This window comes from Limnofasciculus baicalensis BBK-W-15 (genome assembly GCF_024178385.1).
In the GTDB taxonomy this organism is placed as follows: domain Bacteria; phylum Cyanobacteriota; class Cyanobacteriia; order Cyanobacteriales; family Coleofasciculaceae; genus Limnofasciculus; species Limnofasciculus baicalensis.
Genome location: NZ_JAMZMM010000209.1, coordinates 1 through 10,775 on the forward strand (window position 1 = coordinate 1; position 10,775 = coordinate 10,775).

The window sequence follows — 10,775 nt, forward strand, 5'->3', positions numbered from 1 at the left end:
ACCAACAAAAACTAATAAATTAAACCAGTAATCATACCAGCAAGTAAAACAAAACCAATCCAAACATTCTCACGAAAAATTGCACCATAAACTGGTTTAGAAATATCTGACTGTCGCAGGCGAATATATTGCCAAACCCAACCAATCGTTGCTAAACTAAGGGATAACCAAAAGCCTAGGCGTAACTCCATAACCACACCCAGCTCTGTTAGCAATCCAGCAGTACCGAGAAAAAAGATCCCAACAGCTAATGGTGCATGATTACCGAAAAATATAGCACTCGAACGAATATCAATCTTTTCGTCATCTTCCCTATCTGACATAGCATAAACCGTGTCAAAGCCTAAAGTCCAGAGCATCGTTGCCCCCCAAAGTAGCCACGTTGCGGTTTCCAAACTCCCCGTCACCGCACTCCAACTGATGAGGATAGCAAAACCCCAAGCAATGGAAAGGATTAACTGAGGGATGGGAAAGACTCGTTTGGCAGATGGGTAAAAAATAATTACTGGGATTGCTGCCACACAGAGCCAAAATGTGAAAGGATTGAGATAGAGTGCCAATATCCCAGCACAACTCATGGCAACTAAAGCAACGATAACGCCGACTTGGATGGAGAGAGTACGGGCTGCTAAAGGGCGATCGCGTGTTCTTTCGACTTGAGGATCGATATCTCGATCCCATAGATCGTTTACCACACAACCAGCCGCACTCGTAGCTAAAGTTCCCAGAATCATCGCACCTACTAAGGATAGGGGTGGTGTACCCGCAGCAGCGAGAAAGACTCCCCATAGGGCAGGAATCATTAAAATTAACCTTCCCGCTGGCTTATCCCACCGCAAAAGCCGCACGATAGCCAGCCAAGTTGATACGGGTAAAAATTGTTTTTGGGTAAGCATCTCAGGAATTGCGATCGCAGAATTTGTTGTAGGAATAAGGATTTGCTCTTATTTAAGACATCCTAGCAGTTTGCTGGTTTTCTCATCTTGGGCTAACTTAATCCTCTCCGTATCCCGATTCCTTGTGACTCTTCTAGAATATTGTTCCTATTTACACTGTCCCCCTTAAAGATTATTTTGATCCATAGAGGTTGGACGAAAATTGTAACCCTGAATACAGAAATAGTGCAGTGATGATGAACTTAGCAACCAAAGCAAGCCCGGTACGGAATTCTACGCCTGTGGCACAGCAAGATCGCATTCTTGCTGCTATCGACATCGGGACAAATTCCATTCACATGGTAGTAGTGCGGATTGACACAACGCTACCGACCTTTACGATTATTGCTAGAGAGAAAGATACAGTAAGATTGGGCGATCGCGATCCGAAAACGGGTAATTTGACACCCACAGCCATTAAAAGAGCCATTTTGACATTACAACGCTGTCAGGAATTGGCAAAAAGTTATAATGCCGAACAAATTGTTGCTGTTGCTACTAGTGCGGTGCGAGAAGCACCCAATGGACGAGAATTTTTACAACAAATTGATGCAGAAATAGGTTTATTTGTCAACTTAATTTCTGGTCAAGAAGAAGCACGACGAATTTATTTGGGTGTCCTTTCGGGGATGGAATTTAATCACCAACCCCAGATAATTATTGATATCGGCGGTGGCTCAACGGAATTAATTTTAGGTGACAATTACGCACCTCGTTCTCTCACTAGTACTAAAATAGGAGCAGTACGTCTCACTGCTGAATTTATCACTACCGATCCCATTAATGAACGAGAATTACAATTTTTGCAAGCCTACGTGCGGGGAATGTTAGAACGCCCCATTGAAGATATTCAAGCTCATCTAAAACCAGGAGAAATACCCCAGTTAGTCGGAACATCTGGCACAATTGAAACCCTAGCAGCACTTCATGCCAAAGAGAAACTAGGAGTAATTCCAAATCCCCTCAATGGTTACCAATTTAGCCGCAAAGATCTCAAAGAAATGGTCAAACGTTTAGCCGCTATGAATGCTATAGAAAGGGTTGCTATTCCAGGATTATCAGAACGAAGGGCAGAAATTATTGTAGCAGGTTCAGTAGTTTTATTAGAAGCAATGACTCTATTGGGAATTGAATCATTAATGGTGGGAGAAAGGGCACTGCGGGAAGGTGTGATTGTTGACTGGATGCTCTCCCAAGGGTTAATTGAAGACAGACTGCGCTATCAAGGTGAAGTACGTCAACGGAGTGCGATCGCAGTTGCTCAGAAATATCAAGTTAATTTAGAATCTAGTCAGCGTGTTAGTAACTTTGCCCTCAGTTTATTTGACCAAACTAAAGGATATCTCCACAACTGGAATCGACGGGAACGAGAACTTCTTTGGGTAGCAGCAATTTTACATAATTGTGGTTTGTATGTCAGTCATTCATCACACCACAAACATTCCTATTACCTAATTCGCTATGGTGAGTTATTAGGCTTTACCGATGTAGAAATCGAAGTCATCGCTAACTTAGCACGCTATCACCGCAAAAGCATCCCCAAGAAAAAACACGAAAACTATAATTTACTGCCCAACAAAGAATATCGGCTGATGGTAAAACAACTCAGTGCCTTATTACGTTTAGCAGTAGCATTAGATCGCAGACAGCTTGGGGCAATTGCAAAAGTTCAGTGCGAGTATCATCCCGATCTCCAGGAACTAAATTTACACTTAATTCCTGCCATACCCAATGATAAATGTGCCTTAGAATTGTGGAATTTGGACTACAAGAAAGGAGTTTTTGAAGAAGAATATGGGGTTAAAGTAATCGCGACGCTAGAGACAGCATTAGCCCAAGTAAATTAAGTATAATCCAGAAACCCAGTTTCTTTGAGAAACGGGGTTTCTCTCTAAAACTTTCCGCCCTTTGTATTTAAAATTACACCTCAATTCGCCATTAAATTATCAAACATAGTACGATCTGGCAGAATAGAGGATTATAATTTGAGTGCAGTACTTATAATTTAGATTATGGCACTAACTCCCTCAACGATGTTACCCCTGGGCACAAAAGCCAGAGACTTCCAATTACCAGATGTCGTCTCTGGTAATACTATTTCTCTGGAGACGTTTGCAGGTAAAGAAGGGTTACTGGTAATATTTATGTGTCGTCATTGTCCCTTTGTCAAGCATATTCAGGGGGAATTGGTACGGATTGGGAAAGATTATGCTGGGAGTAATCTCGGAATTATCGCAATTAGCGCTAATGATGCACCTAATTATCCAGAGGATGCTCCTCATCTACTTAAGGAAATGGCGATAGAATTAGGTTTCACCTTCCCTTTTTGTTATGACGAAACTCAGGAAACAGCTATTGCTTATACCGCCGCTTGTACCCCAGACTTCTTTCTCTTTGATGCTAATCGAGAGTTAGTTTATCGCGGGCAACTTGATGAGAGTCGCCCTAGTAATAATAAACCTGTCACGGGTGCAGATTTGCGATTAGCGATTGAGGCGCTATTGGCTCACACTCCCATTAATTTCGATCAAAAGCCAAGTATCGGATGTAACATTAAGTGGAAGGAGGGAAATTCACCTACTTATTAATAGTATGAGTCTCTAGGGAGTTGTAACAGGAGCCAGGTTTAGTATGTATTGGTGGATTTTGCGATTGGGTAGGCTCGCCCATCGCTCTCGAAGAGTGCGGGTGCTTTTATGAAATTAATATTTTTATATAATCTCGATCGTTCCTCTAATTTAACACGAGGGCGATCGAGTAAACATAAAAGTCATAAAAGAGATGGTAAAATGTTAACTCATGATGAAAATCATAAAATCCAAGACAACCTGAAAGATTTACAAAACTTTATCTTTAATAGTAGAGATATTAGAGAACGAACAAGAGGAAAAGCAGTTAGACTAAAATTGTTAGGATTGAGCAATCAAGAAATCAAAAATATATTGGGAGTATCAACAAGTTTTATTACTGATAGCCAAAGAAAGTATACAGAAAGAGGAGTCGCAGGATTGAAGGTAAGACATAAGAAGCAACAAATATACTTAACTGATGAAGAAAAAGAGGAAATTAGTGGCTGGCTTCATGATTTGTAATTATCTCTTATAAAGATAAATTATCCCTGCATCTAATTTAGATTCGAGCTTGTTTCATACACTCATCTCTCTTCCCCGTGGAGACTCCCGCCATAGCTGTAATCAGCTTGGCGGTGAGAGGAAACGGGGGGCATAGTCTACGCAATATATCCATAACCATCCTTTTTGTGAATGTGTTTGCAGTATTTGTGACTAATTCCCTGGACTAATCCTTTTTTGGTTGAAATATTAAAGCTGCCACTTGAACGAGTAGCAATTCTACCTAGATATCTACCTACTTTTTTCCCCTTAGTAACTACTGCTTTAACAATATCTCCAGTTTGAAAACCAAAGTGAAGCTTATTTCTCGGCACATAGCGACTAGGGAATCCAAATTTGTCAGTACGACAGGATTGTCTTGAACCATAGCCTGACGCTGTAATCAGTAAAGGTTTAACGCCTTTAATAATTAACTTGGGAGTAGAAATTCCCACACAAGCTGCATCTAACCAGTGAGTTTTTTCTAAACCTTGTTGCTGGCGATTAAATTTAGTTAACCCACCCGAACCTGTTTCAACTGGTAATCCAGTGGCTTTTAGAGCCTCTAGCAAGGCAAACCTAGTTGTATTTACAGCGGCGGCATCCGCCAAGGTTTGTTTGCTTTGTTTCAGGATTTTCTCTAACCTTTTGGGGTCTTTTTTGAGAAAATCTTTAATGTTCTTAGTACCTTTCTTTAGATTACACTTCTCACAACTCAAAGTCAGGTTGGTGATTGAATTTGTCCCTCCCTTGGCGCGTGGATGAATATGTTCTATTTGCAATGGCACGTCTTTAATGCCACAGTAAGCACATTGTCTTGACCATTTTTCCAGTAGGTATTGTCTGGTTTCATATCCCGCTAAAGTACCTTGTTGATACTCTTTGCCGCAGACTTCTGGATTACGCATTAACTGCATATCAAAGCGGACTAATTCCTGACTGATTGCGCTAATTGGTGCAAATTTTCTCAGTCTTTTTACCCAAGTTTTGATATTGTCAATCCGACTTTGTAAGCTTGGTGCTAACCATCCTTTAGGACGTGTCCTATTTAAGAATCGTGGTTGACGATATCTAGTTTTGCGGTTTCTTCTGCTGCGTCTTAATTGTCGTCTGGAGGTTAAAGCATCTCTAATAGCAAAACCTCTGTGCTTTAATTCAGCAGCAAAAACAACTTCACCATTAGCATCATTAACTAAGGCAATTCCTGTATGTTTTGCACCCGGATCGATCTTTAAGCGAAGTTCAGAAACGGTAGCATCAGGATGTGATTCTTTAAGAATTAAGGTAAATGGGAACCGTCTAAATATAGCGGCTTTTTTGTGACTTAATAGTTGTCTAGCTCGTGCTGGATGGATTGGGTTTAACGGTCTTTTATCTTGGTCGATTACTAGTATTTTGGACATAATATCCCTCCAATTGCTTGGGTAAGGTTAGCCTGGACAATGATTTAAAGGCTTTTTACGTCAACAACACTGGCTTCAACCCCATAAACCTGTTTAATCGTTGACCTCAGAGCTACAAACTGGCTGCGTATTTGTAGGTGAGATGACCTAAAAATCGTAGTACACGAAGTACTTTCGTCGGGTAAACTCTGGGCTTTAAAAGCCCTCACTATATTCGGTACCCCGAATTAGTGATGGGTAGTTTACAGTTATTCATCACTAAAACTTCCTGAACTTTCCCTCTTTTAAGAGCATTTGAATTAATCGTCCTTGTCGCGTAAACTTTTTCTATTCTGTAATCTTTGTACAAATCAAGGATAAAATCAGTATCAGCATTACTCAATAATACTTGACAACCTCTTTTATTTAGATCGTCTACAGTTTCTTTTAGCCGTATTTGTTCATCTTGATTAAATCCATTCACATCATATCCTGTAAAGGATGCTGTATTAGATACAGGATCGTAAGGAGGATCAAAATATATAAAATCTCCTGCTTTAGCATCTTTTACAGCATCCTCAAAATCTCCATTCAATATTGTTATATCATTATTGTTCAAATAATGGCTGACAGCTTTTAAAACTGCTTCATCTAAAATATTTGGTTTTTTATATCGTCCAAATGGCACATTAAACTGTCCTTGAGAATTTACCCTAAATAAACCATTGTAACAGGTTTTGTTGAGAAATATAATTCTTGATGCTCTTTGTATAGTAGTCTTCTTGTTATAATTATTGATTCTATCCCAATCTCTTATATCATAATAATAATCTTCATTATTTTTATGTTTTTTTAGATCTTCCATCAATTCATCGAGTGAGTCTCTAATTACTTTATAGCAGTTAATCAGTTCTGAATTACTGTCATTCACCACAGCTTTTTTAGGCTGTAACTCAAAAAGAATAGCCCCACCTCCCAGAAAAGGTTCATAGTAAGTATCATATTTAGCGGGTAGATAATTAGCCGTAATTTTAGGTATTAATTGTCTCTTCCCGCCTGCCCATTTCAAAAAAGGTCTAACTAGTTTATTGGTTACCATAATTATAATTCATAGCGTCAGAAACTGTACTTTATAGTACATTTCTATTTTAGACTAAAACAGTACTTTTATACTAAAAAAAACTAGGTTAGTAGTAAGGGCTAAAGCGCCTACTACAAACGAGATTCACTTCTCAAATTAGATGTTCAAAGTTTTTGCTCTTCCATGACAGAATCGGTATGACTAGAAGTGTGAGGGGTAATATCTAACAAATCTTTAAAAGAAATAGATCTTGGCTCTACTAAAATAGAAATATACTCCTGATTCACATCAGGAATAACCGAATCATCCTTACTAACTAATAGAATATCCTGAAAGGTGGCTAAAGCGCGATCGTTAATTGAGTTAATCAAAGACTGCGGGATGGTAAATTGTTCATCTGCAATCCGTTTTACTGTCACTTCATCTCCTTCTAAAATTGCCTTGAGTACGATTTTCTCATTTTCACTGAGTTGTTGACTAAATTTTAACCATGCCAACCATTCTTCCGGAAAAAGCTTAGACAGTTTTGTTTCAATTATTTGGGGTAAAGCTTGGAAATTAACCGTTCTCAGTTTATGCAAAAATTCCATCTCGCTTTGCAGTTTATGATAATCTGATTCTAACTGCTGTTTCAGATGTTCCAGATTAGCTAAATCTCGATTAAGTTGTTCTTGTTGCTGCTGTTTAACGGAAACTTGACTTGCCATTTCCTCTAATTCACTTTCCAAAGAGATTAATGTTTCTTGTACTTGCTGATGCTCCATCCGCAAATATAATAGAGAATGATTGATTTGTTCACCTCTTTGCTTCAAGGCTAGAATATTAGTCTTTAAGTCGTAAGCTTCTCCTCCTAATTCCTGCTTTTGGCTTTCTAAAATAGCTAAATCTCGTTCCAGTTGTTTTTGCTGATGAAGTTTATCTGCTATTCTACTATGTAACCGATCTAGTTCCCCATGTAATCGATTTAAACGAGTTTCGGCAGGCTCTACTTGTGCTGTTTTTGCCCAGAGAGATTGATTCAGTTCAACTTGATGTTGTTCGATTTGCTTAATTTGTTTTTTCAGATTCTCAATTTCATCAATTTGTTGTTGTTTCTGTCGGTTAAAGTCGGCTAATTCCTGATAAAAATCATTCCGTTGCTCGTGGAGTTGAGATACTCTGCTCAGAAGCTGACTACGTTCGATTTGCAGTGCATTAATACTAGCTTCTAGTTGTTGTTTTGCTTCCATTCCCTGAGAGACAGATTCATAAAGGATACTTTTCTCTTCTTCAAATGCTTCAATTTGATGGAGTAAGGAGCCGACTTGCTGTTTTTCTTGTTTCATCAGCCGTTTGTTAGCTACAATAGAACCAACCGAACTAGCCAAGACAGTTATTACACCATTAAGTAGTGCTTTCTCTGGGTTAGTAAATACTCCAATACTAACACTGACGCTGAAAGCAACTGTTCCGAGAATAATATGATTGGCTAGTTGATTTATTGGCATAATCCTGGTGATAAAGTCAAAAGTATTCAGCGGAAATTTCTGCTGTTAAAAAATCGATAAATTGTCTGGCACTTCTGCCACAACGCCCATTGTGGCGGGTAGCCCACTGAAGGGCGCGATAATCTAACTCCTCTTGCGGTAAATCGATCTTGACTAAATCTGCCAGATGTCGGACAATTTTGAGGTAAGTATCTTGATTAGCTGGTTCAAAGGTTAGCGTTAAACCAAACCGATCGCTAAAAGATAGTTTCTCCTGTAGAGTATCCCAAGCATGAACTTCATCATTATCCCTGGGACGGGGGCGATCGCTAAAATATTCCCGGATTAGGTGTCGCCGATTAGATGTGGCATATACCACTATATTCTGCGATCGCGCCGTGACACTACCTTCCAACACAACTTTCAACGCTTTGAAAGCCTCATCATCCTCCTCAAAAGAAAGATCGTCTACAAATATAATAAATTTTTGCGGTACTTCCCGCACTCTCTCCACAATTGCCGACAAGTCTCTTAAGTCTGATTTTGCCACCTCAATTAGCCGCAATCCGCGATCGCTATATTTTTGTAACAAAGCCTTGACTAAAGACGACTTTCCTGAACCACGACTACCATATAGTAAAACATGCAAAGCTGAATAGCCCGCCAGTAAAAACTCGGTATTCTTTACCAAAGCCTCTTGCTGAGACTCATAACCCACTAACTCTCCTAACTCTACAGGATCGGGATGAGCAATTCCCACCAACTCACCCGATTGCCAGCGTAAGGCACGATACTGCGCAAATAATCCAGCCCCATTGTCTCGATAATGGTTAGCTAAATCTACCCAAGCATTAGCCCAGTCACTTTGTTGTGGCAAAAAGCTTGGTGCTTGAGGCTCCATATCCCAAACAATAGGCTTCATGCCTGACTTAGATGCCTTTCGTATGGACAGACTCAGTTGTTGGTTGCTCTGTTCGTAAAGAAGTTGTAACGTTTGTAAATCTTGCTTTACCGCAGCCACTAGACTATAGGGTAAATCCGATACAGGAACTTGTTGGGCTGCCCGACTAAAAGGATTATCATCGCACAGAATTTGCCAAATCAGGTAATCTTGCCAACTTTCACCGCTAGCTGCTAAAGTTTTAAACCAGTTACCGTATGCTAGTAGATACCCCAACTCATCTTCTCGTGTTTGACTGAGACTTTCTAACAGAGAGAGAAAAGCTTGTCCGACTGCCCCTGCAAAGACACCTTGATAAAGGAGCAACGAAGCGGCTTTGGTGCGCAGAAACTGAATTGATAGGCTCGCGTCTGAATAGATGTAAGACATAGAGTAAGATTGGATAGACTCAACTTAACTTAATTAACATTAATGGCGAACGAAAAGGCGGATTTACTCAAAATCACTAAACGAGATGAAGACTATTCTCGATGGTATCTCGATATTGTAGATCGAGCCAAGTTAGCAGAAGAATCTGGGGTACGTGGCTGTATGGTAATACGCCCAGAGGGATTTGCCATTTGGGAAAAAATGCAGCAAGTATTAGATGGCATGTTCAAAGACACTGGACATAGCAATGCCTATTTTCCCTTACTTATACCTGTTAGTTACTTTTCTAAAGAAGCCAAACATGTTTCTGGTTTTGCTAAAGAATGTGCTGTTGTAACTCACCATCGCCTCCAAGCAACTGAATCTGGACAAATTATAGTCGATCCAGAAGCAGAATTAGCAGAACCTCTGGTAATTAGACCAACTAGCGAGACAATTATTTGGTCAACCTATCGTAAATGGATCCAAAGTTATCGCGATTTACCAATTCTTTTAAATCAATGGGTTAATGTTTGTAGATGGGAATTAAGAACAAGACCATTTCTCCGGACAACTGAATTTCTTTGGCAAGAAGGACATACCGCTCATGCTACCTTTGATGAAGCAGAAGCCGAATCCAGACAAATGCTCAATATTTACAAAACCTTCGTAGAAGAATATTTAGCCATACCAGTTTTTGCCGGAAGAAAAACCGAAAACGAAAAGTTTCCTGGGGCTGAACATACTTATACTATTGAGACAATGACTCAGGATAAACGGGCGATTCAGGTAGGAACAAGTCATAACTTAGGCACTACCTTCTCCCAAGCCTTTGATGTCAAATATTTATCTGCTGAAGGTACACTTGAGTATCCTTTTGCCACCAGTTGGGGCATCACCACCAGATTAATTGGTACATTAATCATGGTTCACTCAGATGATAAAGGTTTTGTCTGCCCTCCTCGCATTGCCCCCTTACAAGTAATTGGCGTACCAATATATCGTAAAGACGCAGAAAAAGATTCAGTATTAGCCAGATTCCAAGAATTACAGGAGGAATTCAAAACAGCTAAAGGCTTCTCCTTCAAAGTTGATACCAGGGAAAATTTAAGTCCCGGTTTCAAATTTAATGATTGGGAATTAAAAGGAATACCTCTACGACTGGAAATTGGCCCCAGAGACTTAAAAGAAGGGAAAGCCGTATTAGTGCGACGAGATACTGGCGAGAAAATAATAGTAGAGCAAAGCCAACTTTTAGACAAGATTTCCAGTCTATTAGAGGAAATCCATACCAATCTTTTCACCAAAGCCCAAGAGTTTCAGCGTCAGAATACTTACACAGTCTCAAGTTATGCAGAATTCAAGGAAGGAATTGAAAATAAGTCAGGATTTTACCTAGCTTACTTTGATGGTACTCCTGAAGATGAGGATAAAATCAAAGAAGAAACCAAAGCCACAGGGCGCTGCATTCCACTGGAGCAAAATGATGGAG

Annotated in this window: 9 protein-coding genes; 4 read left to right on the forward strand and 5 right to left on the reverse strand. The window is 39.7% G+C overall.

Annotated elements, in window-relative coordinates:
- Positions 1–11 precede the first annotated feature (11 nt).
- Positions 12–896, reverse strand: a complete 885-nt coding sequence (locus tag NJ959_RS18775) for a 4-hydroxybenzoate solanesyltransferase (protein ID WP_254013267.1) — start codon at positions 894–896, stop codon at positions 12–14.
- A gap of 233 nt (positions 897–1,129) precedes the next feature.
- Between NJ959_RS18775 and NJ959_RS18780 the strand changes: the two genes are divergently transcribed.
- The 3 genes from NJ959_RS18780 to NJ959_RS18790 all read left to right on the forward strand — a co-directional run bounded on the left by NJ959_RS18780 (position 1,130) and on the right by NJ959_RS18790 (position 4,027).
- Positions 1,130–2,782, forward strand: a complete 1,653-nt coding sequence (locus NJ959_RS18780; protein WP_254013268.1) for a Ppx/GppA phosphatase family protein — start codon at positions 1,130–1,132, stop codon at positions 2,780–2,782.
- Between the two features lie 165 nt (positions 2,783–2,947).
- Positions 2,948–3,523 carry a thioredoxin family protein gene (locus tag NJ959_RS18785; RefSeq protein WP_254013269.1) on the forward strand — a complete coding sequence of 192 codons (576 nt, stop codon included), beginning with the start codon at positions 2,948–2,950 and terminating at the stop codon, positions 3,521–3,523.
- 108 nt (positions 3,524–3,631) lie between these two features.
- Positions 3,632–4,027 (forward strand): COG3415 family protein, encoded by a 396-nt coding sequence (locus tag NJ959_RS18790; RefSeq protein WP_254013270.1) that lies wholly within the window; start codon positions 3,632–3,634, stop codon positions 4,025–4,027.
- Between the two features lie 137 nt (positions 4,028–4,164).
- Here NJ959_RS18790 and iscB read toward each other — a convergent pair whose 3' ends face one another.
- The 4 genes from iscB to NJ959_RS18810 form a co-directional block, all read right to left on the reverse strand.
- The gene (gene iscB / locus NJ959_RS18795) at positions 4,165–5,448 is read right to left on the reverse strand and encodes an RNA-guided endonuclease IscB (RefSeq protein WP_256529423.1); all 1,284 of its coding nucleotides are present in this window, start codon (positions 5,446–5,448) and stop codon (positions 4,165–4,167) included.
- A 208-nt stretch (positions 5,449–5,656) separates the two neighbouring features.
- Positions 5,657–6,526, reverse strand: a complete 870-nt coding sequence (locus NJ959_RS18800) for a DNA adenine methylase (RefSeq protein ID WP_254013271.1) — start codon at positions 6,524–6,526, stop codon at positions 5,657–5,659.
- A 146-nt stretch (positions 6,527–6,672) separates the two neighbouring features.
- Positions 6,673–7,995: a coiled-coil domain-containing protein gene (locus NJ959_RS18805; protein WP_254013272.1), complete on the reverse strand. Its 1,323-nt coding sequence runs from the start codon at positions 7,993–7,995 to the stop codon at positions 6,673–6,675.
- Positions 7,996–8,011: 16 nt separating this feature from the next.
- On the reverse strand, positions 8,012–9,304 hold the full coding sequence (locus NJ959_RS18810) for an ATP-binding protein (protein WP_254013273.1): 1,293 nt from the start codon (positions 9,302–9,304) through the stop codon (positions 8,012–8,014).
- Positions 9,305–9,346: 42 nt separating this feature from the next.
- On the opposite strand from NJ959_RS18810, the gene proS reads away from it, so the two are divergent.
- The coding region (gene proS, locus NJ959_RS18815; protein ID WP_254013274.1) for a proline--tRNA ligase at positions 9,347–10,775 on the forward strand (1,429 nt) is incomplete at its 3' end.

What these genes read in the sequence shown, in the direction of transcription:
- NJ959_RS18805 (WP_254013272.1), bottom strand. Translation starts at nt 7,995, where the DNA reads ATGCCAATAAATCAACTAGCCAATCATATTATTCTCGGAACAGTTGCT.
- NJ959_RS18780 (WP_254013268.1), top strand. Translation starts at nt 1,130, where the DNA reads ATGATGAACTTAGCAACCAAAGCAAGCCCGGTACGGAATTCTACGCCT.
- NJ959_RS18790 (WP_254013270.1), top strand. Translation starts at nt 3,632, where the DNA reads ATGAAATTAATATTTTTATATAATCTCGATCGTTCCTCTAATTTAACA.
- NJ959_RS18775 (WP_254013267.1), bottom strand. Translation starts at nt 896, where the DNA reads ATGCTTACCCAAAAACAATTTTTACCCGTATCAACTTGGCTGGCTATC.
- NJ959_RS18785 (WP_254013269.1), top strand. Translation starts at nt 2,948, where the DNA reads ATGGCACTAACTCCCTCAACGATGTTACCCCTGGGCACAAAAGCCAGA.
- NJ959_RS18800 (WP_254013271.1), bottom strand. Translation starts at nt 6,526, where the DNA reads ATGGTAACCAATAAACTAGTTAGACCTTTTTTGAAATGGGCAGGCGGG.
- iscB (WP_256529423.1), bottom strand. Translation starts at nt 5,448, where the DNA reads ATGTCCAAAATACTAGTAATCGACCAAGATAAAAGACCGTTAAACCCA.
- NJ959_RS18810 (WP_254013273.1), bottom strand. Translation starts at nt 9,304, where the DNA reads ATGTCTTACATCTATTCAGACGCGAGCCTATCAATTCAGTTTCTGCGC.